Below are 22071 nucleotides of genomic sequence, written 5' to 3'. Positions count from 1 at the left end.
AAGTTTCGATCCCGAGACAGACGTCCTGTGGCCGTGGTGCCCGCGCCGGGTGCGGTGCTCTCCTTCACGGGTCCGGCCGCCACTCTGTTGACTCTGGACGACGGCCGACCGCGCTTCGTCGACCACGGTACCGAGGACGTCTCGGGTGTCGTGATGCGGCGCAGTTCGTTGGTCGACACCCTGCACGTCGTGGGGGACGAGATCCGCATCGGCTTCAGCGATCCCATGCTTCCGGACCTCGTCGTGCCTCGCGGTGACGCCCTCACCTTCCACGTGGTGGACATCGATCGCCCCGACCTCGGAACACGCGAGATGAAGGACGTGTTCGTGCGACTCGAACGGCGAGCCTGACAGGCACACAACTAAATACGTCGCGATGGTCGTCGACTCCACGTACCGTTCGGACCTCACCGAACACGACGAAGGAGATCACCATGCCACCGACAGGCGCGGGAACGCGACTGCTCAACTGGGCCTCGGCCATCGAGGACGCCACGTTGGAGCAGGCGCGTCGCACCGCGGCCATGCCGTTCATCCACCCCCACGTCGCCCTGATGCCCGATGCGCACCCCGGAATGGGAAGCGCTGTGGGCACGGTCATTCCGACACTGCGCGCGGTCATCCCCGCCGCGGTCGGCGTCGACATCGGGTGCGGGATGATCGGCGTCGAGACGACGCTGACTCACAGCGACATCACGGACCTCGACCTGGCGCAGCTGCGTCAGGACGTCGAGCGCGTCATCCCCCTCTCGCCCGGTAACTACAACGGGCACCTCGACCGCTTCGAGTTCACCGCTGCCAAGATCGCGGAGCTCGAGGACCTGGCCGAGAAGAGCGGGGTGGACCTGTCGCACTCGCCGAAGTGGCGTCAGCAGCTGGGGTCTCTCGGTGGTGGCAACCACTTCATCGAGCTGTGTCTCGACGAGCGGGACCGGGTGTGGCTGTTCCTGCACTCGGGTTCGCGAGGGGTGGGCAACAAGATCGCCAAGAAGCACATCGCGATCGCGCAGAAGACGTGCGAGAAGTGGTGGATCCAGCTGCCCGACCGTGACCTCGCGTACCTGGCCCAGGGCACGCCCGAGTTCGATCGGTACATCGCGGATCTGACGTGGGCGCAGCGGTTCGCATACCTCAACCGGGCCGAGATGATGGATCGGTTCCTGCACCAGTTCGTGCATCGGGCCGGTACCGACACGAGTGTCGAGTCGGATCGAATCAACTGTCACCACAACTACACCCGGCCGGAGAAGCATGCCGGCAAGGACGTGTGGCTCACCCGTAAGGGCGCCGTCCACGCGGCCGAGGGTGTGCGGGCCATCATTCCGGGCAGCATGGGAACGCGGTCGTACGTCGTCGAGGGCAAGGGCAGCGCGAGCGGTCTGCACTCGGCTCCGCACGGTGCGGGTCGGCGGTTCTCCCGGGCCGAGGCGCGCAAGCGCTACACGCAGGACGACCTGCGTGAGCGGATGGTGGGGATCGAGTACCGGGACTCGGCCGAGTTCATCGACGAGATCCCCGATGCCTACAAGTCCATCGACGCGGTGATGGAGGATGCTCGCGATCTGGTCACGGTGCTCCACGAGCTCCGCCAGATCATGAACGTCAAGGGCACCTGACGACCCCGATGGCCCTGCAGTGCAGGGCCATCGGACGTCACACGCTCCGCCAGGCGTCGTCCTTCACGAACTGGACGGCCTGCGGCCCCATCAGGGCCATGCCGCCGTCCACGACGAGGGAGGCGCCCGTCATGTACGACGACGTCGGGCCGGCGAGGAACGCGACGACGGAGGCGATCTCCCGTGCGTCGCCGGTACGCCCGAGCGGGACACCCGGCCGGGGGTTGCTCTCGGGGTTCTCGTCGGTCTGACCGGTCATCGGTGTCGAGATCTCGCCCGGCGCAACCGAGTTCACCGTGATGCCGAACTGCGCGAGCTCGATCGCCATCACCTGCGTCAGTCCGCCGAGACCGGCCTTCGCGGCGCAGTACGGTGCCGCACCGACCTTGGGCAGGTGTTCGTGCACGCTGGTGACATTGACGATGCGCCCGCCGTGGCCCTGCTCCACCATCAGCCGTGCGGCGTGCTGTCCACACAGGAACGCGCCGTCGACGTCCACCGACAGCACCGTGCGCCACGAGTCGAAGTCCAGGTCGAGGAACGAGGTGGCGGTCCCCGTGCCGGAGCAGTTCACCAGCACGTCGATCCCGCCGAGCTCACTGGCCAGCGAGTCCACGGCGAACGGGGCGCCCGGGAGGTCGGTCAGGTCCATGTGGGCACTGAACCCGCTGCACCCGAGCGCGCGGATCTCCCCGACGGTGGCCTCGGCGCCCTCGCGGTCGCGGTTGTAGGTCACCCCGACGTCGAGGCCGCCGCCGGCCAATGCGACGGCCACCGCGCGGCCGATGCCGGAGTCGCCGCCGGTCACGACGGCGGTGCGGGGAACGAAGTCGGAACCTGGTGTCGTCATGGCCCGGCCATACCCGCTCAGAGGGCGTTCATGCCGTCCTGACGGCTCAGGATCGGAGTGGAGGTGGGGCGCCCCAGCAGGAACCCTTGCACCATGTCGGCACCGAGGCTGCGCGCAGACTCCAGCTCCTGCGGCGTCTCGATGCCCTCGTACACGCATTCCGCACCGATGGCGGCCGCGAAGGTGGTGAGGGCGCTGGCGGCGGCGCGGCGCATGGGGTCGGTGTCGATTCCGCGGACGATCGAGGCGTCGAGCTTGAGGACGTCGGGCTTGATCTCGACGAGCTGACGGAGACCGGAGTAGCCGGCCCCGACGTCGTCGACGGAGATGGACAGGCCCTCGTCGCGCAGATGATCGAGGGCGGCGCCGAGTGCGGTGTAGTCGCTGACCAGGTCGTGCTCGGTGATCTCGACGACGACGCGTCGGCACTCGGCGGCCTCGTCGAGAATCGGTACCAGGTCGGTGGCGACGATGGTGGTCGCCGAGACGTTGACGGCGAGGAAGACGTCGGTCGGGAGGTCTCGGGACGCCGCGACGGCGCGTCGGACAGCGGCGAGCTCCAGCGGGATCTGCAGGCCGTCGGCGGCCGCGTCGAGGAACCAGCTCTGTGTGGTGCCGTGCCCGGAAGGAAAGCGGGACAACGCTTCGTAGCCCATGACGCGACCCGTCGACACCGACAACACGGGTTGGAAGACGATGGCGGGCCCGCCGTCGGCGATCAGCTCGGCGACGTGGTGGTTGCTGCGCGGAGCCACGGCGTCGCCGTACTGCAGGAACGCGGCGGCGGTGAGGGTCTTGCCGAGCGCGACGGTCACCGTGGTGCGGTAGTCGACCGGCACGGTGGAACTGGTGCAGGTCATGCTGACGGTGGCGCTGCGCAGGCGGGTCGACTCCACCAGGGCGCGCGCCGCGGCGAGCCGCTCGGCCACGTCGTCCGCGGAACCGAGCCAGACACAAGCGAATTCGCCCGGTTGGGTCCGGGCCACGATGGCGTCGGGAAACGCGTCCGTGAGGAGACTCGATGTCTCGGCGACCAGGTCGTGGCTCGTGGCGCGGCCGAGGCGTCGCTCGATCTGCACGAAGTCCCGGAGATGGACGACGGCCGCGCCCAGGGTCTGCTCGACCCCGCGGGGGACATCGAACCGGGCGACGGCGCCGTCGAGGCCGCGACGGTTGAGCAGGCCGCTGACGCTGTCGCGTCGGCTGTTCTCGAGCTTGTCGGTGAGGAAGTCGACGTGCATCTTGAGCAGGATCGGCACGATGACCGCGGTGAGCAGGGTGAGCGCTCGAGACAGAACGAGCCAGCCGGGGACTCCGTCGTGTACCGAGAGCACGGACAGCACGACGAGGATCGCCGCGGCGAACGCCAGTTGGGCCGCCAGGATCCGCCCGGAGACGTACACACCCGCGAACAACGACACCAGCATCAGCAGCACGACGCCGGGAAGGGCGTCGAACGGCGACCGGGAAGCGAACAGAACGACGGTGATGCCGATGTCTGCGTAGACGACGAAAGGAATCGAGTAGCGGAGATTTCGCCCGTAGAGGTAGATGAGCAACGCGGACGGAAGAGTGGTCAGCGCCGCCACGGCGACAATGACGAAGGACGTCCTGTCGAACTGCGGTGACAGACCCCAGGTGATCCCGGCCAGGCCCACGATGATGACCAGCGTCAACACGACGAGACGCATCGCAGGCACGCTCGGGTACTCGAGGCGTGCCGCGGCGTGGTCAGCGGTCGGGATCGGACGTACGGGCAACACACACTCTCGTTCGTCGAGCCGCGTCGACCCCCGACGAACGATGCGGCAGTGAGGAGAAGGACAGGTCGAGTTCCCGGTATTCGGAGCTGCGGTTCGCAAGGACGGGCAAACGGTACCCGATGATCGAAGAATAGATGCCGAGTGAATGCAACAACCGAGAATGGCCTGATTTCGGCCATGATGACAACGTTCGTTGTACCAATTCGCGACGGCTCACTGCTTGCGTGGTACACCGAGTTGCAGTAACTTTTACTGCAACAGCCTGTCGCACCAAGTCGGCCCGGCACTCACGGAGGTTCACGCCATGACGATCACATCCGACACGCGCTCCGAGTACGAGCAGACGCTGCGCACCCTGTCCGAAGCGTCCGTTCACCAGCACTTCGATGCCTTCCTCGACATCCCCTGGGACGATCCGCACTACGCGATCGTGGCCGACGATCCCCGCTGGGTGCTCCCGGCAGCCGATCCGCTGGGCAACACCGAGTGGTACCGGTCGCTCCCTCTGGATCGGCAGATCGCGGTCGGCATGTACCGGCAGGCCAACATCCTCAAGGTGGGTCTGCAGTTCGAGCAGGTGCTCATCGCCGGCATCATGAACTACGCGCTGCGGCTCCCGAACGGCTCGCCGGAGTTCCGCTACTCCACGCACGAGGCGACGGAGGAGTGCCACCACACCCAGATGTTCCAGGAGCTGGTGAACCGGATCGGTGTCGCCGTGCCCGGTGGCCCGAGGTGGTTCCGCAAGGCCGGCCCTCTCCTTCCCCTCTTCGCGGGCCCGCTCCCGTTCGGCTTCTTCGTCGGAGTGCTGGCCGGTGAGGAGCCCATCGACCACGCCCAGAAGTCGATCCTCCGCGCCGGTGCATCGCAGCACCCGTTGATGACTCGCATCATGCAGATCCACGTCGCCGAGGAGGCGCGACACATCGGCTTCGCGCACCAGTACCTGGAGCACCGCGCGCCCAAACTGTCCCGACGTCAGCGGTTCGCGATGTCCATCGCGACGCCGATCATCATGCGCGTGCTGTGCGATGTCATCATGAAGCCCAGCAAGCAGGTGCAGCGCGAGCTCGGAATCCCGCCCGAGGTGGTGCGTGAGGTGTGGTGGGACAACGAGGCCTCCGCGAAGACGTTGCGCGACATGTTCGGTGACGTCCGCAAGCTGTCCGAGGATATGGGCCTGATGAACCGCGTCTCGAAGCGTCTGTGGACGAGTCTGCGTATCGACGGACGCCCGTCACGGTTCCGCAGCGAGCCCGCCTCCGCCGCGGCCTGATTCGATGCCCCACGTCGTCACCGGGACGTGCTGCGCCGACGCGTCCTGCGTCCTCGCGTGCCCGGTCAACTGCATCCACCCCGCGCCGGGTGAGCCCGGGTTCGGAACCACCGACATGCTGTTCATCGACCCGGCGACATGCGTGGGATGCAGTGCCTGTGTGACGGCGTGCCCGGTGGGCGCGATCGTCCCCGACACGAAGCTGACCATCGAGACCGCTCCGTACGCGGCCCTCAACGCGGAGTACTTCGAGCGGTCTCCGCACGCGGACCGCACTCCGCTGGCTCTCGTTGCGCCGCAACGACGTCTGCGCCGCGGTGGCCCGTTCCGCGTCGCGGTGATCGGTGCCGGGCCTGCCGGGCTGTACACCGCGGACGAGCTGCTCAAGCATCCCGAGGTGGCGTCGGTCGACGTCTACGACAAGCTCCACACTCCGCACGGCCTGGTGCGGCACGGCGTCGCACCCGACCACGCGACCACCAAGAAGGTCACCGACCTCTTCGAGGCGATCGAGAACGAGCCCGGCTTCCGCTACGTGCTGGGTGCCGAGGTGGGAACGACTGTCACTGTGGCGCAACTGCAGTCGGTCTACCACGCGGTGGTGTTCGCCGTCGGCGCGTCGTCCGACCGCACGCTCGGCATTCCCGGTGAGAACCTGACGGGCTCCGTGGCGGCCACCGACGTCGTCGGCTGGTACAACGGCCATCCCGACCATCGGGACGCCGCCGTCACGCTCGATCACGAGCGCGCCGTCGTCGTCGGCAACGGCAACGTCGCCCTCGACGTCGCGCGCATGCTCACCCGTGACACCGAATGGCTCTCGGAGAGAACGGACATCGCGCCGCACGCTCTCGACCAGCTCCGGGGTTCTCGGATCCGAGAGGTGCAGATTCTCGGCCGACGCGGACCGGCCGACGCGGCCTTCACCGTGCCCGAGCTGATGGGTCTCGCAGCGCTCACCGATGTCGACGTCGTCGTCGAGGCGGATCCCGCACAGCTGCAAGGTGACGATCAGCGGAGTCGCCTGCTCGCGGAGCTGGCTGCTCGGCCGCGATCGACAGACGCCACGCGCCGTCGCATCGTGCTCACGTTCGCGGTGTCTCCGGTGGAGATCCTGGGCCGGGACGGCCGGGTGACCGGCGTCCGCGTCGCCCGGAACAACCTGGTCGAGGGTGCTGACGGTGCCGTCGTCGCCGTCCCGACGTCCGACGAGTACGTCCTCGACGCCGGCCTGGTGGTGCGGTCGGTCGGCTTCCGCGGTGTCGGTCTGCCCGGGCTCCCGTTCGACGAGCGCACGGGCACCGTGCCCAACGATCGTGGGCGGGTGGCGCCGGGTGTGTTCGTCGTCGGGTGGATCAAGCGCGGTCCGCGCGGCTTCATCGGCACGAACAAGACCTGTGCGCAGGAGACGGTGGAGACAGTGCTCGACCACCTGGACTCCGACATCACCGAGCCGCACCACACACCCGACGACTTGATTGCAGCGACGATCCCGCAAGCGGGTGATCTGGCGGCATGGCGCCGGCTGGATGCTGAGGAGCTCGCTCTCGGTCGACGGATCGGTCGGCCGCGCGTGAAGATCGTCGATCGGCTCGACCAGGAGGCCGTCGCGGCACGTGTGACGGTCAGGGCGCCGCGGAGACTGCTGCGTACGTGAGATGCTTCGGTGCGATGAGCACCGAGCGCACCACCTCCGGTGACGGCCGGAGGCGACGGTGGGATCAGCACAACGCCGACCGCCGCCGTCAGGTGATCGCCGCTGCCCTCGACGTGCTCGAGCGGGGCGTGCATCCGGGGGAGTGGGTCACGGCGCAGCAGATCGCCGACGAGGCGCGCATCCATCGCACCGGCATCTACCGCTACTTCGCCGACAGGGCTGACCTCGACGTCGCCATCCAGCGCACCATCTGCGAGCAGCTGGAACACACACTGACGGCGTCGGTGACACTCGAGGGTCTGCCACGCTCGGTGGTGCAACGGGTGGTCGACTCGTACGTGCGCTGGGTCGTGGCCCACCCCACCTGGACGTACGTCATCGAGCAGAACGTCACCGGATCGTCCGAATCACCGCTGCAGAGCACCATCGCCCGCGTGGCCGAGAAGATCGAGGTGGCCGTCGGCGGATTCCTCGCCCTCGTCGACGCCGATCTGGGCGACGACGACCTGCGCCTGGTCGGACCCTGGGTGTCGAGCCTCATCTCCGGCTGCGTCGGCGCGGTGAGAACGTGGCGCGCACAAGAGGATTCGGTCGATCTCGACACGTTCGCCGCCTTCCTCGCCGACACCATCTGGCTGCAGATCACCGGTCTCGGCGCGTCGCGGGGGATCACGATCCCGAACGTGCCACTCGAGCGGGTGCTGGACGGCCCCTGATTCCTGGCGTCATGGTGGCTCGCACGCTCCCGTCCACTGCGTGGGTCGGTCACTGCCCGTAGGTGAATCGGAGGTTGAAGTTGATCAGCCTGTCGATGCGCTTGCGCAAGCCACGAACGGCGTCGTCGTCCGGGCGCGGTGGGTCGAGGAGCAATGTCCACCGGAGGTTCGTCCCAGCGCCATCGTCGGCCAGGTCGAATCGAATACGGGCATCGGGTCTCGCCGGCCAGAGCGACGACCACACGATCAGCGACGGCGGCTCGGACTCGATGACGCGCGGAAGCGTCTCGTCGTCGAGCAGGTGCAACCACGGTCGTCTGGTCTCTCGACCCGGATGCGCGAGATCGTCGAAGACCACATGTCGAGGCGGTGGCTGGTTCTTCCGTCGGGTCACGACCTCGTCCATGCACCGAACCGTACGGTGTCGAGGGGATCGTGAAAAACAGTTTTTCGAGCACCGGAATGCTTGCCACACTGGACCGATGTGGGGCCCCGATCTCGAGTACGTCGACGAATGGACGTTTCCGCTGCTCCCCGACTCCGGAATGGGTGCGCCCACCCAGATGGTCGACGCGTGTGTCGCAGTGGGGTCGGACCTGCACTGGCGCCGGTCCGGTGCGCACCTGGACCTCGACAGACTTCGGTGGACCCTCTCGCTCCACGAGACGGGTGTCGTCGGACTCGGCGTGAACTCCAGCGGCCCTCGCCCACGCCTGAAGGCGAGCAACGTCGACGAGAGGACGCTCGGTATCGCGCCGTACACGGTTGACCTGCACATGGATCTGTCCCTCGCGGAGGCGACCGTCGTCATCGCGGACATCGTGCAGACCGAACTCGCGGGGTACCCGCCGTGGGTCGAGTGGCCCGTCGAAGAGCAGCGTCTGCTGTGGCCGACGGTCGTCGACGGCGAGGCCGTATGGCGCGATCCCCGCACCGACCGGGCAGTAGCGCCGATCGGACTGCTCGCAGCAAGACAGGATGACTGACGTGAGTTCGTATGTACGACCGACGATCGACGAGCAGGTGTTCCGCGACTCCGACGGCCGGAAGATCGAGTACGGGAACCTGTGGGCCGACTCTCCGCCGGAGAGTGCCTATTCCGTGACCGAACACCCCGAACGCTATGCGCCACTTCATGTGATCGCGGATGCCCTCATCGAGCACCTACGCGACACCTACGACGTCGAGATCGACGAGGGTCCGGAGGCGGTGGCGGACTTGATTCGTCCGAATCGTGACGTGGTTCGGGGAGTCCGCGTTCGGCCGAACGCGTCGACGTGCGCACCTCTGACGCTGGTGTTCACCCCGTACCCGGGGATCGCAGTGCACGCTGGTCTGCTGCACGATTTCTACTTCCCGAGCTGCGGGTGCGACGCGTGCGACTCGACCTGGCAGGACGAAGCCGACGGCCTCGAGCGTCAGGTGTTCGCGGTCGTGAACGGCAACTATCGGGAGAGTGTGAAGCGCGGGCTCCGTCCGATGGTCGGGTACGCATTCACCTTTCCCGACGGCGCGAGCTCGGGGCGGACCGGTTCCGACGGTATCCCCGCAGCGCGTCTCGACGCTGCGGATCCCATTCTCCGTGCACTGCCTGACGGCTGGGCCGCCTGGCCACCGCGACCGTGATCGCACCAGGCCCCATGTGTCGCAGCCCGGTGTGCGGGTATCTGCTGACGGACGCCGAGAGGACGGGAGGTAGCCGATGGAACTTCGCATCGGCATCTCCGGCTGGCGTTATGCGGGCTGGCGGGGCGACTTCTATCCCGCGGGGCTGGCGCAGCGCCGTGAGCTGGAGTACGCCTCCCGTGCACTGACCTCCATCGAGATCAACGGCTCGTTCTACTCCCTGCAGCGGCCGTCGAGTTACGAGCGTTGGCGTGCGGAGACACCCGAGGGCTTCGTGTTCGCGGTGAAGGGGCCGCGCTTCGTCACCCACATGAAGAAGCTGGTGGGGGTGGACGCGGCGCTGGGCAACTTCTTCGCGTCGGGTGTTCTCGCGCTGGGGCCACGGCTCGGGCCGATCCTGTGGCAGCTGCCGGCCACGTTCCGTTTCGACGCCACGAGGATGGCCGACTTCTTCGCGCTGCTGCCGCGGTCGACAACGGAGGCCGCTCGGCTGGGGGAGAAGCACGACGACAAGCTCGCCGACGACCGCGTGTTCCTGGACGTCGACGAGGACCGGCCGCTGCGACACTGTCTCGAGGTGCGGCACCCGAGCTTCGACTCAGCGGAGGCGTACGAGCTGATGCGGGCACAGGGCATCGGGTGCGTGGTGGCCGACTCGGCGGGGAAGTTCCCGATGCTCACCGAGGTGACCAGCGACGTGGTCTACGTCCGGTTGCACGGCGACACGGAGCTGTACACGAGTGGGTACTCCGACGAGGCGCTCGGCCGGTGGGCCGAGCGCATCGGTGAGTGGCGCGCTGCGAAGAGAGACGTGTACGTCTACTTCGACAACGACGCGAAAGGTTTCGCACCGTGGGATGCGTTGCGACTCATCGAGATGACTCATGCCGCCGGCTCGTCGTCCTCCCACAGATAGTCCTGTGGGTGGTGATAGTGGTTCACCCGGCCCGTCCTCGACGGGTCGATGAGGGCAGGCGGGTGCCACAGAGTGCGCCCGGCGTAGGGATGGCCTGGTGGCGCTGTGGTGGTGGACCATCCGAGTGCTCCGTCATGGACCATCGGATGGTGCATGTCGCACACGAAGGTGAGCGACTCGATGTCTGTGGGCCCGCCGTCCTGCCACTCGTGGATGTGGTGCGCCTGGGTGGCGACCGCAGGGCGATCGCACCCCGGTGCTGTGCATCCGCGGTCTGTGGCCATGAGGACGAGGCGCTGGTCCTCACTGGCGATGCGGCGGGTGCGGCCGAAGTGCAGTGGCCTGCCGTCGTCGTCGCCGAAGACAGCGAGGTAGTGATCGGCGTGCGACCCCATGCGGATGACGTCGCGGATCGGCATGGTGGAACCCGTTGCGGTGGTGGCCAGTCCGGTGCCTCGGATCAGGTCCTCGAGACGGGCGACGATGATGACCTTGACCGGCACACCGCGGTGCTTGCCGAGATCGTCGGAGGACAGTGTGTCGCGTAGCAGTAGCTTGAGGGCGTCGTGCCGTCGTTGCGGTGTGGTCCGGGTGTCGCGCTGGCGGGTCTCGTCGTCCGGTTCTCCGATGACGGGCGCGCGTGTGTCCTCGGGATTGCCCACCCCGGGCGACGCGTACTTGCTGTTGTAGGCATCGAGGTACGCCGCGGTCTCGGGATCGAGTACGAACCTGCCGCTGCGCATCCCGTCGCTGTCCTGCTTGCCCATGAAGATGCCGCGCTTGCGGACGCGCTCCGGCGGGAGCTCGAACTCGCCTTCCTCGACGATGTGCGCGGTGATGCGTTCGGCGAGCGCGGTGAGTTCTGCGGGACGCACCTCGCGCGCCGCGTCGGCCAGGTGACGCTCCGCGTGGGCGCGGGTATCGGCATCCACAGCAGCGGGGAGATTCTGGTCGAACTTCCTGATCACCTTCACGTGGGCCGGGTCGATGGCACCCTCGCGCAGCGCCGCAGCGGTGGCGGGCAGCTCGGGTTCCATGACGTCGCCGAGCAGGGTGGTCCTGTTGCCGAGCTGAGCGGCCACGGACAGTCGCGCGACGGCGGCTGCGCGATCGATGGTGAGGAGTTGAGCCAGCGCATCGGCGTTGTGCGCCCCGGTCTCCTCGAAGCCGCGCTGCTGGACGAGCTCGGCCAGCCACACGTGCGCCTGCGCCTGCCGCGCCCGCGTCACCTTCTCGTCTCGCACGAGCAGAGCGAGACGGTCGGCCGTGTCGAGATGTCGAGTGCCGTACGCCGCGATGCGACGCGTCAGCTCTTCCTGCTCGGCGAAGAGCTGAGCGAGAACGGGGTCGCCGATGGAGCCGTCGTCACGACGACCATCCCCTGCGTTTCCCCCCGAAAACATGCCTCACAGTACCGCGACCCACCGACAATAATCGAACGTACATTCGATTTACCGACATACGCGCACGGCGTCGAGGAGCGGCACCGAGAACGCTGTCCCAACTCCGATCGGTGCCGACCGTGGTGGTCTCGCGAAGGCTCGACGTCCTCCCGTTCGTCGTGGCGGCTGCGCGATGATCTGCCGGTCGGTGGTCGAGGTCCTGCGTTGGCTGATGTTCGGCCCGCAGCGCTCCCGACCTGCTGGTCCCTTTCGTCCGTACGCTCACTGGCCTCATAACCGTCCGCGTGGACGCGGAGGGTGCGAGAACCGCCGTCTCGACTCGTGATCCGCACGAATCGACGGAGCGCCCGGTTTGAAGACCAAAACAAAACCGTCTGATGGTATGGCATGGAGCGCCATTCATACTTCGATTGCTTACGAGTGGAAACTGCTTTGCGCACCCGTTAGAGTTCTGTACGAACGGCCGTTGCAGCGGATATTCGAACTCCGATTGCTGGCGGTATTTCCGGCTACTACTGACAGCGTGTCGGGGGACGCGGGCGGGTAAGAAATGACGTCATCGGTGCGTTCTCGCCGCACCATGAAGCGTGAACGGGACAGTGCCGTCACGGTGCTTCTCTCCTTGGACGCACCCGACGGTACGACACGCTACGTGGATCAGGTGGTGACCTGTCTCCCGAGCGGGGTGACGGTCCGGTACTTCTCCTGGGCCACTGCGCTTCTCACGGCCTACGATGTCGTACACGTGCACTGGCCGGAGTTCCTTGCACGCGGACGCAACCCCGCGATCCGCGCTGCCAAGAGAACGCTACTGCTGCTCTTTCTGATCCGCGTCACTCTTCTTCGGACACCGGTGGTTCGCACCCTGCACAACGAACATCCTCACGAGCCGTCCTCCCGTGTCGAGAGCGCCCTCCTCCGCGCCCTGAACACACGGGTGACGACGTACATCCGTTTGAACGACCGAACGCTCGCCCCAGGGCCGGCTCAGGTCGAATCGATCAGACACGGAGATTACGTCGAGCGATTTCGCCCGGCAGTCACCGCAAGCACGGTGGAGCGCCGGCGAGGACGAGTGCTCCTGATCGGGCTGCTACGGCCGTACAAGGGAATCGACGCGCTGATCGACGCGGTGGAAGACAGTCGGTCGGTGCAGGAACTGCGCATCGTCGGCCGACCAGCGGACGACGAGTACGCGGCGGAACTGTGTCGCCGCACCTCGTCCCTGCCGCACGTGTCGACCGTCTTCGGTTTCGTGGACGACGACGTGCTGGTGGACGAGGTACGTGCGGCGGAACTCGTGGTGTTGCCGTACAGATCCATCCACAACTCGGGGATACTCTTCGTCGCTCTGTCGTTGGGAACGCCGGTGTTGGCATCTCGTTCCGAGACGGTCGAGGACGTACGCCGCGAGGTCGGTGACCAGTGGGTCCAGACGTACGACGGCGTCATCACCGGAGCGGACGTGGATCACAGCCTCGAACTCGCCCGAAGGTCACGCCCGCTGCACCCCGATTTCGAGGGCAGGGATTGGGAGACAGTGGGTCGCGCCCACGCAGAGATCTACCTCGCCGCGCGCAGCCGAGGTCCCCGATGACCTCCCTTCCCGGTGATCTACGGTCGCGCGCGGCTCGAGGCGCCGCGCTGACCCTCGTGGTGCAGGTGTTGCGCATCGGGATCCAACTCGGGGCACTCGTCGTGCTCGCTCGGCTCATCGAGCCGTCGGTCTTCGGTGTGATGGCCATCGTGCTGGTCGTCATCGGTGTCGGCGAAACTCTTCGGGAGTTGGGGCTCGCGTCCGCCTCCATTTACGCCGAGGTGATAACCCGGCAGCAGCAGTCGAATCTCTTCTGGATCAACGTCGCGATCGGTGTGCTTCTGGCCGCGCTCTGTGTCGGAGGAGCGACGGCGCTCGAAACGCTCTACGGCACCGACGGACTCGCCGCGGCACTCGCCGTCACGTCGAGTGTCTTCGTCCTGAACGGTCTGGCCAGTCAGCATCGAGCCAGACTGGCGCGATCGTTGCGCTTCTCGGTTCTCGCGGTGTCCGAACTGGTCTCGGTCGTGGCCGGGCTCGCCGCGGCGATGATCGCAGCGTCCGCGGGCGCGACATTGGGTGCGCTCGTGATCCAGCAGATCACGCAGGCTGCGCTGCTCCTGGTGCTCTCGCTCGGAGCGTCGAGATGGTTGCCGGGGCTCCCGCGTCGATGCGACATGGCGGACCTGTTCCGGTACGGCGGATGGCTCAGTGTCACGCAGTTGATCAACTACGGTGCCCGCAATCTCGACACACTCGTCCTGGGCAAGGTGGTGTCCACCACCACGCTGGGGTACTACAACCGGGCCTTTCAGCTGGTCATGCTGCCGGTCACGCAGATCAACGCCCCCGCACTCAAGGTCGCCTTTCCCATCCTCGCGCGCATGCAGGACGACCCGGCCCGGTTCGGTCGCTACCTCCGAGCGGGGCACACGGCGCTGGTGCATTCCGTGGTGCCGCTGCTGCTCGCCGCCGTTGCTGTCTGTGATCCGTTCATCGAGCTCGTGCTCGGTCGTGAGTGGGCGCCCACGGCGAACCTGTTCATGATTCTCGCACTGTCGGGTGTGTTCCAGGCAGCGAGCTACAGCTACTACTGGACGTTCCTGGCAACGGGCCGGACGTCGTCCAACTTCCGCTTCACGCTGTTGACCAAGAGCATCCTCGTCGTCGCCATCCTTGTCGGTACCCGTTGGGGCGCAGAGGGTGTCGCATCCGGCGTCGCGCTGTCGAGTGCGGTCGGATGGCTGATCGGCATCGTGTGGCTGTCCCGCATGGCGGACGTTGCTCCGTCGACATGGTGGGTGCCGACAGTGACCGCCCTTTCCGTCTACGTCCCGGCGACGGCCGTGTCCTACGGGGCAGGGCGGTGGGCGTTCCCCGACGACGACATCCTCCGGTTGGTGGTCGTCGCCGTCGTCTTCGCTGCCGTCTGTGCAGTGTCGTCCCGCATCAACCGGCCCTTCGGCCGGGATGTCGCCTTGTTGCGCACCGTCGCCACCTCGATCAGGAAGGTCGACGCATGATGACCCGGCCACGTGTGTTCGTGTGGGCCACAGGCCAGGACGACAACATCGGCGACGTCGTGCTTCGTCGTCGCCTGTTGGCCTGCCTCGACGTTCCGCGTTCGTCCATCGATCTGTACGTCGGAGTGAACTCCGACGGGTACGCGTCGTCTCTGATCACCGAGATCCGCCACGCCGAGGTGAGACTGCACCGGCGTAAGAGTGGGTGGGTCATCGCCATGATGCGTGCTGCCTGCACTCGACGCGTGATCATGGTGGCCAACCCGGGGGAGATCTGGCTGGACGGGTCCACGCTGCTGTCCCACTCGTTGCTGTTGGCTCCGCAGTGGTGGGTGAGGGTTCGCGGAGGCGACGTCGTGCGCGCCGGGGTCGCCCTGCGACAGACACGCGGGGTGATCCCGAGCATTGTCGTCGCGCTGCTGCGCCTGTCCCAGCGATCGGTGAGTCTGTCGTCCTGGCGCGACACTTCGACCGGTCCGCGCATGGGCGCCGGCGCAGTGGTCCCCGACTGGGCCTTCTCGCCAGGCCCGACCGCAGTGGACGGCGATCGACGCGTCGTGATGGTGACCTTCCGATCCGACCGAGCGCCGCTCGACGACGCCGAGTGCCGCGCTCTGCGCCGGTACGCGGATCGGACGGGACAGCGACTCGAGGTGTTCGTGCAGGTTCGTCACGACTCGGCAGCCATGGCCGAGTTGGCCGGGCGGCTCGGAGCCGACCTGGTGCCGTGGCCCGACTCGCGTGACCACGCCGAGCAGGAGCGTCTGTTACGCGATCACTTCCGCGCCGCGAGCCTGGTGATCAGCGATCGGATCCACGCCCTCATCATGGGAAGCGGTGAGGGCGCACTTCCGGCCGGAGTGCACGACCCGAGTGACCACAAGATCCGACGCCACTTCGTTCCGGCGGGACTGCACGACGCGACCTTTGCCCGCACCGGTTCGGGCGACGATCTGGCCGCCTTCCTCTTCTCTGTGGTGGGGGCGCGCGAGCGAACCCTGTCTGCTCTCGTGACAGCAGCCGGTGAAGTGGACGCGCTGGGCCGCCGCCTCACACGCCTGGTGCAGGTCGACGAGGTGACGGCCGCATGACCGACACCGTGACAGACGCGCCGGCCGCGCCGGACACCCGGTTCCGGCTGACCATCGCACTGCTTCTCGGATCGGCCATCGCAGTGGTCGGTGTCGGGCGTCCGTCGATCGGCGGCATCACACCCACCGTGGTTCTCGTGGTCGCCGCCTGCGGTGCGACGCTGTGGGCACGTCGTCGGCAGCGGGTCCCGGCCACGGTGATCGACGTCCTGCTGGTGCTGTCGCTGGCTCTGCGTGCAGTGGTCGAACTCATCGACACACATCGGGCCGGAACCGCATTCGGCACCGGCATGATCGCCGACGCAGTTCTCGTGCTGGCGATGGTCTACGTGGTGCGCAGCGTGTTCGCGACGGGTCGCGACCTTGTCGTGCTGGCATGGGGAACGCTGATCCCGGCCGCCGGGGTCTCGGTGCTCGCGCTGCTTCAGGTGGTCGACACCCCCGGCGTCAACAGTGCACTCAGCGCGGTGCTGCGTGGATCGGCGCTCGCGGACCGAGTGGAAAGAGGGGCGCAGATCCGGGCGACCGGAACGATCGGGCACTGGACGTCGCTCGGCGCGTACCTCTGTGTGGCCATCGCGATCGGGTGTGCACTGCTCATTCATCTGCACCGGACGGGTCGCCCCACTCGGGCGGTGGCGGCGGTTCTCACGGTGCTGACGGCCGCCGAGTTCGCGACCCTGACGTTTGCGACGGTCGGGGTCGCGGCGGTGGTGCTGCTGTCCACGCTCGTGCACGTTCGCCCCAGCAGGCGCGCGGTACTGGCGGCCGCCGGAGTGGCGGTGCTGGCGTGGATCGCGATGTCGGGCCAGATCATGAGCAGGGTCTCTCAGCAGAGCAGACAGCGACCGGACGACGAGTCCATGGGGTACCTGCCCGAGACGATCCGCTACCGCATCCGGGTGTGGGACCAGCAGACGATCCCCGCCATCCAGGAGAACATCCTGTTCGGACACGGATCGTTGGTATACCGCTACATCGGTACGGACAAGGCGCCGAGTGCCCTGGTGTGGTCCAGTCCCGAATCGCAGTGGCTGCGCACACTCATCCAGTTCGGGGCGATCGCCATGATCCTCGAGATCGTCGCCGTGGTCGTGGCGCTCGTCCTGCTGATCGAGCTCGTTGTCCGGTACGACATGCCGGCCTTCCTGCCAGTCACGGTGATGGCGGTGCTCATGACCGTGATCATGACGATCCATTCTCACCTCTACGACCGTGCCTTCTCGATGCTGTTCTGGTCGGTCGCCGTGACGGCCGCGGTCGCGGTACGAACGGCGCGCCGCAGGTCTAGTGCCCAGAACGACTCCTCTCCCACGACACGAACGGAGACAGCATGACCTCTCGACTGCTCGCAGGCGATACGACAGAAATCCCCGTTCTCGACGTCGGGGTACAACCGATGTGCCCCAGCACCGTGATCGACTGGATCGACGATCGCGTGGGGGAGAGCGCTCTGCTGCTGAACCACAATCTCCACAGCCTCTACATCCATCAGACGTCCGAGGAGTTCCGGGCTGCCTACGCGATGTCGGACGCGACCCTGGTCGACGGGTTTCCGGTTCTGCTCGCCGTCAACTACATCCGGTTACGAGAGAAGAAGGGCCTCGTCGCCCGCGACAAGCGCACCGGGTCGCTCGATTGGATCCGGCTCCTCGGAAGATCGAGGAAGGTCCGGCGAATCGCGGTGCTGGGAGCCTCGAAGAACTCGAATCTGCATGCGTGCCAGTACATCCGTTCGCTGGATCCTCGGTTCGTCGTCCAGGGGTGGGACGGATACGACGAGATGAGTCTGCTTCGCGACAGCGGCTTCCGGGATCTGCATCGCTTCGAGCCCGATCTGGTGCTGCTGGGTCTGGGTATGCCGTTGCAGGAGGAAGTGATCGTCAAGGCGGGCACCGAGATGCCCGACGCGGTGGTGGCGACGGTGGGAGGCGCCATAGATCAGCTGTCCGGGGTGCAGAAGAGCGCGCCGCGATGGATGGGACGCGTCGGTGTCGAGTGGATCTTCCGGCTGGTGCATGATCCGCGACGCCTGTATCACCGCTATCTCGTGGAGCCGTGGCTGCTCGCGCGCGCAGTGCGGCGGCCTAAGGTGCGCGCGTGACGGCGACCGTCGACGTCAGCGTCGTCATCCCCACCATCGGCCGTCCCGAGTTGGCTCGGGCCTATCGCAGCGTGAAGGCGCAGAACGTCACCGGGGTCCGCATCATCGTGGTTCTCGATGCACCTCGACGAGAGCGGTCGGTGCGGGCGATGCTCGACGACGACACGACACTCGTCGTGACGGAGGGCCGACGTGGGGGTGCGGCAGCGCGCAACGCGGGGCTGGACCACGTCACGTCCGAGTACGTGGCGTTTCTCGACGACGACGACTGGTGGGATCAGGACAAGCTCGAACAGCAGTGGGAGATGGTCGAGTGCACCGGAGCGTCGCTTTGCTTCACCGCGGTCGACTTCGTCGACGGTGACCGGCATCGCGTGCTGCCCGAAGAGACGTTCGACCCGACGCGAGAATCGATCGCGTCATATCTCGTGCGGCGTCCGCGTTTGCGGCACGGGCACGGGTACCTGCAGTCGAGCACTCTGCTCGCGAGGTCGGATCTTGCTCGGCGTGTCCGATGGGACGCGAGCCTGGCCAAACACCAGGACTGGGACTACGTCATTCGTCTGATGGACGACCCCGAGTCGGTCTTCGCCTTCTGTGGTGCGCCGCTGGTGCACGTACAGAAGGGCTCGATGGCGTCGGTGTCCGCGACGCGTGATCGCGGCGCGAGCGAGCAGTGGCTGGACAGGCACGCCGAGGCTCTGGACTCGACCGCTCGCGGCGATTTCATCGCGACCCAGCTGCTCCGGTCGTCGCTGGCCACCAATGACGTTCGAGGCGTGGTGGAGTCGGTGAAGCGGTTTCGCCGGAGCAGGCCGAGTCCCGCAGCGGTGGTGGTGGGGCTGTTCGGCGCGGCGGAATCACTGCGGGCTCGTCGTGCGGCGAGTGCCGGTCGAGTGTCCTCACGATGAGCCCGGTCACAGTTGTCCATTGGAATCCGTCGACGGCCCCCGGCCGGCTCGGCGCCTTGTTGGCCCCCGTGAGAGGCCGCATCGACAACTTCGGTGACCTCCTGGGTCCGATGATCGTCGACGAGATGGTGAGGAGCCGGGCGCTGGGTAGGCCCCGCGGGCGTCGGCGCCTGCTGGCAGTCGGCTCCATTCTCAAGCTGGCTCGACCGGGTGACGTGGTGTGGGGAGCCGGGGTGAACGGCAAATCGGTCGACCACGACGCCGATTACTCCCGCGTGGACGTGCGCGCGGTGCGGGGGCCGTTGACGGCGACGTGGCTACGCGATCGGGGCGCCGAGGTTCCCGACGTGTTCGGCGACCCCGGTCTGCTGGTCGCGAGCCTGTGGCCGGCCACCGATGCGGAGCTGTCGGCGACGCGCCGCCTCTGCGTCATCCCCAATCTTCACGACGCTCATCTGTACCGCGATCATCCGGACGCGGTCTCACCGCGGGCACCGTTCGCGGAGGTCCGTCGGCGCATTCTGGCCAGCGAACTCGTGGTGGGAAGTTCCCTGCACGCGATCGTGGTGGCCGAGGCGTACGGAGTGCCCGCACGCCTGATCAGGCCCGGCCGTGAGCCGCTGTTCAAGTACGAGGACTACTACCGGGGAACGGGCCGCTCGACGTTCACGCCGGCGGACGGTGTGGACCACGCAGTACGAGCAGGAGGCGAGCCGCAGCCGGTATGGGAGCCGACGTCCCTCCTCGGCGCGTTCCCGTCCGATCTGTGGCGACGCGCTCAGAGCAGCCCGTGGGCAATGCACAGGTAGAGCAGTACCAGCAGCGAGACGACTCCCACCCCCACCGAGCCGAGCTGACCGGCGGAGGGCTTGGACGGATCAGCGATGCGTCGGCGGCGGTTGCTCATGAGTGACGATCATGGCGACCGGCGTCGGTTTATGCAACCAATTCTCAGCATCTGGTCTGTTTGTGAGCAAGGGTACATATCCGCCTGTCGTCCGAATGAATGAACAACTGTGATCGGCATTGCTGGTGTCCATTGAACCGGCATTGTTCCGGCATCATCGACGTGTGAACGTCGAAACAACGGTTGTCAGGCGCGTCAATGGCCTGATACCCGCAAGTCTGGTGTTCGCGGTCGCCGCGATCTGGAACATGTGGCGCCTGTCGTCACCGTCCATGTGGCAGGACGAGATCGCCACCGTCGAGAACACGCGATACGGACTGTCCGGCGTGCTGTCGGTGGTGCAGGACCGTGACGCTGTCATGGCCGCGTACTACGTCGCCATCGATGCATGGACTGCAGTGTTCGGTACGTCGGACGCGTCGTTCCGCTTCCCGTCCGTTCTCGCGATGGCCGTCGCCGCGTCAGCCAGCTTTCTGCTCTCCCGTAAGTACGTGGGCACCCTCGGCTCGTCGGTGGTGGCGGTCCTGGTGACGGCTGCACCCTCGATGACGCGCTACGCGCAGGAAGCGAGGGTGTACGCCGTCGTCGTCGCATGTGTCGTGGTGGCGACTCTTCTGCTGCACGAGGCAGTGGAACGAGCTGATCGGCGGTGGTGGACCGCGTATTCCGCAGTGCTTGTCCTCGTGGCACTGGGCCACTTCCTCGCGCTGATGATCCTGGCAGCACACGGTGCCTTCGCGCTGGGACGGCACGTATCGCTCCGCCGGATGCTCGTCGCGTGGGTGCCGGCGTGTGGAGTGGCCCTCGCCGTCGCTGCGGCCGGCATCACTCAGTCGTCCGCGATCGACTGGATCGCACGGGGCGGGATCAACCGCCTGTACGGAACTGCCTACGTGCTCGCGGGTGGACCGATCGCTGCCGTCGTGCTGGGGCTGAGCGTCGCCGCCTTCGCACTGTGGGTCGCGCGCGACGGTCACCGCGTCCGATCCATGTCATGGCTCGTGGTGATGCTGGCCCTGCCGGTAACCCTGTGGCTCGTCGGTCATCTCACACCGTTGTTCGTGACTCGCTACGTCCTGTGGGTGGTGCCGTTCGCGGCCCTCGCCGCGGTGATCGTCTGGTCCCGCGTGGGCACCACATTGGTGCTGCTCACCGCCCTGGTCGTGACAGTGTCCTGGATTCCCGGCCAACTCGACACACGGGCATCGGACGGCCACGGCACCGCCTATCGGGATGCCGTCGAGTACATCGCTGCGCGCGCTCAGCAGGGCGATGTGGTGACGTCCGAGTACGGGCGAGCCTTGGACGCTGTCGACCGTTACAGCGACGGACTGAAGCAGGGCCGATGCATCGAAAGCGCGACCGGGACAACGTGGGAGCTGGTGACCGGCAGGGACCTCGAGACGGCGCGGCGGTGTTTTCCGGGAAGAACGATTGATGCTTCGTACATCTTCGGCGGCGTTCTGGTGAATCAGTTCGGGCAGTAACGTCGTGGACGCCCGTCGAGCACTTGCTCAACCAGACGCACGGTGGCCGGTGCTAGTACTACCCGCGGCCGAGCACATGCTGCTGGCAGCCATCGTCTTTGAATGAGCTAGGTGTGTTTCGCGGGGAGGTTGTGGACGGTGAGTCGCTCGATGGGTGACTTGCCGTCTATGCCTGTGTGGGGTCGGTGGTGATTGTAGTGATGGACCCAGTCCTGGTCGGTCGTTGCGCGGGCTTCGTCGGAGAGGTAGGTGTGGGCGTAGGCCCATTCCTGGTTGAGGGTGCGATTGAATCGTTCGACTTTGCCGTTGGTCTGCGGTCTCTAGGGGCGGGTGCGCTTGTGCACCACCGATCCGAGTGCTTCGGCGAACAATGTTGACCGGTAACAGGATCCGTTGTCGGTGAGCACTCTGGCGATCGTGATGCCATGGTCGGTGAAGTACGCGGCGGCGCGCCGGTAGAACCCGGCCGCGGTCTCCTTGCGTTCGTCACCGAGGATCTCGGAGTAGGCGAGGCGGGAGTGGTCGTCGACGGCGTGGTGGACGAACGCGTAGCCGCGGCCCTGTTTCTTGTTGTGCCGGTTGCCGATCGTGCGGCCGAGTTTGCGGTGCCCGCCGCCGTCGGGGATCCGGCCGAGTTTCTTGATGTCGATGTGGATCAGGTCGCCGGGGGCGGGGTGTTCGTAGCGGC

General features: G+C 66.7%; 21 protein-coding genes and 1 pseudogene. 16 read left to right on the top strand and 6 right to left on the bottom strand.

Annotated features, from left to right (window positions below; genetic code table 11):
• Nucleotides 1-27: 27 nt before the first annotated feature.
• Together HQ308_RS13600 and HQ308_RS13595 are read left to right on the top strand one after the other, a co-directional pair.
• Complete coding sequence (locus tag HQ308_RS13600) at nucleotides 28-351, top strand: hypothetical protein (protein ID WP_222646706.1); 324 nt, start codon at nucleotides 28-30, stop codon at nucleotides 349-351.
• Between the two features lie 83 nt (nucleotides 352-434).
• Nucleotides 435-1616 (top strand): RtcB family protein, encoded by a 1182-nt coding sequence (locus HQ308_RS13595; protein ID WP_222646705.1) that lies wholly within the window; start codon nucleotides 435-437, stop codon nucleotides 1614-1616.
• Between the two features lie 37 nt (nucleotides 1617-1653).
• On the opposite strand, the gene HQ308_RS13590 is transcribed toward HQ308_RS13595, so the two are convergent.
• Nucleotides 1654-2466: an SDR family oxidoreductase gene (locus HQ308_RS13590; RefSeq protein ID WP_222646704.1), complete on the bottom strand. Its 813-nt coding sequence runs from the start codon at nucleotides 2464-2466 to the stop codon at nucleotides 1654-1656.
• Between the two features lie 17 nt (nucleotides 2467-2483).
• The gene (locus HQ308_RS13585; RefSeq protein WP_222646703.1) at nucleotides 2484-4157 is read right to left on the bottom strand and encodes an EAL domain-containing protein; all 1674 of its coding nucleotides are present in this window, start codon (nucleotides 4155-4157) and stop codon (nucleotides 2484-2486) included.
• A 376-nt stretch (nucleotides 4158-4533) separates the two neighbouring features.
• Here HQ308_RS13585 and HQ308_RS13580 point away from each other — a divergent pair, with 376 nt between their 5' ends.
• The 3 genes from HQ308_RS13580 to HQ308_RS13570 are packed head-to-tail and all read left to right on the top strand — an operon-like array spanning nucleotide 4534 to nucleotide 7878.
• On the top strand, nucleotides 4534-5505 hold the full coding sequence (locus HQ308_RS13580; RefSeq protein WP_027506362.1) for a diiron oxygenase: 972 nt from the start codon (nucleotides 4534-4536) through the stop codon (nucleotides 5503-5505).
• 4 nt (nucleotides 5506-5509) lie between these two features.
• Nucleotides 5510-7162, top strand: a complete 1653-nt coding sequence (locus tag HQ308_RS13575; protein WP_222646702.1) for an FAD-dependent oxidoreductase — start codon at nucleotides 5510-5512, stop codon at nucleotides 7160-7162.
• A 14-nt stretch (nucleotides 7163-7176) separates the two neighbouring features.
• A complete protein-coding gene (locus tag HQ308_RS13570; RefSeq protein ID WP_155957068.1) occupies nucleotides 7177-7878 on the top strand; it encodes a TetR/AcrR family transcriptional regulator in 702 nt (233 codons plus the stop codon).
• Between the two features lie 49 nt (nucleotides 7879-7927).
• On the opposite strand, the gene HQ308_RS13565 is transcribed toward HQ308_RS13570, so the two are convergent.
• Nucleotides 7928-8284, bottom strand: coding sequence for an SRPBCC domain-containing protein (locus HQ308_RS13565; RefSeq protein WP_222646701.1), 357 nt, complete (start codon nucleotides 8282-8284; stop codon nucleotides 7928-7930).
• A gap of 76 nt (nucleotides 8285-8360) precedes the next feature.
• Between HQ308_RS13565 and HQ308_RS13560 the strand changes: the two genes are divergently transcribed.
• The 3 genes from HQ308_RS13560 (at nucleotide 8361) to HQ308_RS13550 (ending at nucleotide 10420) form a co-directional block, all read left to right on the top strand.
• Nucleotides 8361-8864, top strand: coding sequence for a hypothetical protein (locus HQ308_RS13560; RefSeq protein ID WP_222646700.1), 504 nt, complete (start codon nucleotides 8361-8363; stop codon nucleotides 8862-8864).
• A 1-nt stretch (nucleotide 8865) separates the two neighbouring features.
• Entirely contained in the window at nucleotides 8866-9504 is a 639-nt protein-coding gene (locus HQ308_RS13555) for a DUF6226 family protein (RefSeq protein ID WP_222646699.1), read from the top strand.
• A 76-nt stretch (nucleotides 9505-9580) separates the two neighbouring features.
• The gene (locus HQ308_RS13550; RefSeq protein ID WP_222646698.1) at nucleotides 9581-10420 is read left to right on the top strand and encodes a DUF72 domain-containing protein; all 840 of its coding nucleotides are present in this window, start codon (nucleotides 9581-9583) and stop codon (nucleotides 10418-10420) included.
• Here HQ308_RS13550 and HQ308_RS13545 read toward each other — a convergent pair.
• A complete protein-coding gene (locus HQ308_RS13545) occupies nucleotides 10387-11823 on the bottom strand; it encodes an HNH endonuclease signature motif containing protein (RefSeq protein WP_222646697.1) in 1437 nt (478 codons plus the stop codon). The two genes, HQ308_RS13550 and HQ308_RS13545, sit on opposite strands and share 34 nt — an antisense overlap.
• A gap of 1075 nt (nucleotides 11824-12898) precedes the next feature.
• Between HQ308_RS13545 and HQ308_RS13540 the strand changes: the two genes are divergently transcribed.
• From HQ308_RS13540 to HQ308_RS13510, 7 genes are all read left to right on the top strand, one after another.
• The gene (locus tag HQ308_RS13540; RefSeq protein ID WP_222646696.1) at nucleotides 12899-13420 is read left to right on the top strand and encodes a glycosyltransferase; all 522 of its coding nucleotides are present in this window, start codon (nucleotides 12899-12901) and stop codon (nucleotides 13418-13420) included.
• Nucleotides 13417-14883: a lipopolysaccharide biosynthesis protein gene (locus tag HQ308_RS13535; protein ID WP_222646694.1), complete on the top strand. Its 1467-nt coding sequence runs from the start codon at nucleotides 13417-13419 to the stop codon at nucleotides 14881-14883. Before HQ308_RS13540 ends, HQ308_RS13535 begins: the two co-directional genes overlap by 4 nt.
• Nucleotides 14880-15974 carry a hypothetical protein gene (locus HQ308_RS13530; RefSeq protein WP_222646692.1) on the top strand — a complete coding sequence of 365 codons (1095 nt, stop codon included), beginning with the start codon at nucleotides 14880-14882 and terminating at the stop codon, nucleotides 15972-15974. Before HQ308_RS13535 ends, HQ308_RS13530 begins: the two co-directional genes overlap by 4 nt.
• Complete coding sequence (locus HQ308_RS13525; RefSeq protein WP_222646691.1) at nucleotides 15971-17311, top strand: O-antigen ligase; 1341 nt, start codon at nucleotides 15971-15973, stop codon at nucleotides 17309-17311. The genes HQ308_RS13530 and HQ308_RS13525 overlap by 4 nt, the downstream gene beginning before the upstream one ends.
• Complete coding sequence (locus tag HQ308_RS13520) at nucleotides 17308-18078, top strand: WecB/TagA/CpsF family glycosyltransferase (protein ID WP_222646690.1); 771 nt, start codon at nucleotides 17308-17310, stop codon at nucleotides 18076-18078. Before HQ308_RS13525 ends, HQ308_RS13520 begins: the two co-directional genes overlap by 4 nt.
• Nucleotides 18075-18989, top strand: coding sequence for a glycosyltransferase (locus tag HQ308_RS13515; protein ID WP_222646689.1), 915 nt, complete (start codon nucleotides 18075-18077; stop codon nucleotides 18987-18989). The genes HQ308_RS13520 and HQ308_RS13515 overlap by 4 nt, the downstream gene beginning before the upstream one ends.
• A 68-nt stretch (nucleotides 18990-19057) precedes the next feature.
• Complete coding sequence (locus HQ308_RS13510) at nucleotides 19058-19798, top strand: polysaccharide pyruvyl transferase family protein (protein ID WP_222646688.1); 741 nt, start codon at nucleotides 19058-19060, stop codon at nucleotides 19796-19798.
• Here the strand turns inward: HQ308_RS13510 and HQ308_RS22635 are convergent.
• A complete protein-coding gene (locus HQ308_RS22635) occupies nucleotides 19768-19896 on the bottom strand; it encodes a hypothetical protein (RefSeq protein WP_261776115.1) in 129 nt (42 codons plus the stop codon). The two genes, HQ308_RS13510 and HQ308_RS22635, sit on opposite strands and share 31 nt — an antisense overlap.
• A 221-nt stretch (nucleotides 19897-20117) precedes the next feature.
• Between HQ308_RS22635 and HQ308_RS13505 the strand changes: the two genes are divergently transcribed.
• Complete coding sequence (locus tag HQ308_RS13505; protein WP_222646686.1) at nucleotides 20118-21383, top strand: glycosyltransferase family 39 protein; 1266 nt, start codon at nucleotides 20118-20120, stop codon at nucleotides 21381-21383.
• A gap of 107 nt (nucleotides 21384-21490) precedes the next feature.
• Here the strand turns inward: HQ308_RS13505 and HQ308_RS13500 are convergent.
• Nucleotides 21491-22071 (bottom strand): annotated as a pseudogene (locus HQ308_RS13500) (integrase core domain-containing protein); the annotation flags it as partial.

This window comes from Rhodococcus sp. BP-241, assembly GCF_019836145.1.
GTDB lineage: Bacteria > Actinomycetota > Actinomycetes > Mycobacteriales > Mycobacteriaceae > Rhodococcoides.
The sequence above is the reverse complement of the archived record's forward strand: the minus strand, read 5'-3'. Positions and strand labels throughout refer to the sequence as shown.

Excerpts from the sequence above, each read along its gene's own strand:
- HQ308_RS13585 (WP_222646703.1), bottom strand. The coding sequence starts at position 4,157 with ATGCGTCTCGTCGTGTTGACGCTGGTCATCATCGTGGGCCTGGCCGGG.
- HQ308_RS13535 (WP_222646694.1), top strand. The coding sequence starts at position 13,417 with ATGACCTCCCTTCCCGGTGATCTACGGTCGCGCGCGGCTCGAGGCGCC.
- HQ308_RS13545 (WP_222646697.1), bottom strand. The coding sequence starts at position 11,823 with ATGTTTTCGGGGGGAAACGCAGGGGATGGTCGTCGTGACGACGGCTCC.
- HQ308_RS13580 (WP_027506362.1), top strand. The coding sequence starts at position 4,534 with ATGACGATCACATCCGACACGCGCTCCGAGTACGAGCAGACGCTGCGC.
- HQ308_RS13575 (WP_222646702.1), top strand. The coding sequence starts at position 5,510 with ATGCCCCACGTCGTCACCGGGACGTGCTGCGCCGACGCGTCCTGCGTC.
- HQ308_RS13550 (WP_222646698.1), top strand. The coding sequence starts at position 9,581 with ATGGAACTTCGCATCGGCATCTCCGGCTGGCGTTATGCGGGCTGGCGG.
- HQ308_RS13525 (WP_222646691.1), top strand. The coding sequence starts at position 15,971 with ATGACCGACACCGTGACAGACGCGCCGGCCGCGCCGGACACCCGGTTC.
- HQ308_RS13560 (WP_222646700.1), top strand. The coding sequence starts at position 8,361 with ATGTGGGGCCCCGATCTCGAGTACGTCGACGAATGGACGTTTCCGCTG.
- HQ308_RS13530 (WP_222646692.1), top strand. The coding sequence starts at position 14,880 with ATGATGACCCGGCCACGTGTGTTCGTGTGGGCCACAGGCCAGGACGAC.
- HQ308_RS22635 (WP_261776115.1), bottom strand. The coding sequence starts at position 19,896 with ATGAGCAACCGCCGCCGACGCATCGCTGATCCGTCCAAGCCCTCCGCC.
- HQ308_RS13520 (WP_222646690.1), top strand. The coding sequence starts at position 17,308 with ATGACCTCTCGACTGCTCGCAGGCGATACGACAGAAATCCCCGTTCTC.
- HQ308_RS13590 (WP_222646704.1), bottom strand. The coding sequence starts at position 2,466 with ATGACGACACCAGGTTCCGACTTCGTTCCCCGCACCGCCGTCGTGACC.
- HQ308_RS13570 (WP_155957068.1), top strand. The coding sequence starts at position 7,177 with ATGAGCACCGAGCGCACCACCTCCGGTGACGGCCGGAGGCGACGGTGG.
- HQ308_RS13565 (WP_222646701.1), bottom strand. The coding sequence starts at position 8,284 with ATGGACGAGGTCGTGACCCGACGGAAGAACCAGCCACCGCCTCGACAT.
- HQ308_RS13595 (WP_222646705.1), top strand. The coding sequence starts at position 435 with ATGCCACCGACAGGCGCGGGAACGCGACTGCTCAACTGGGCCTCGGCC.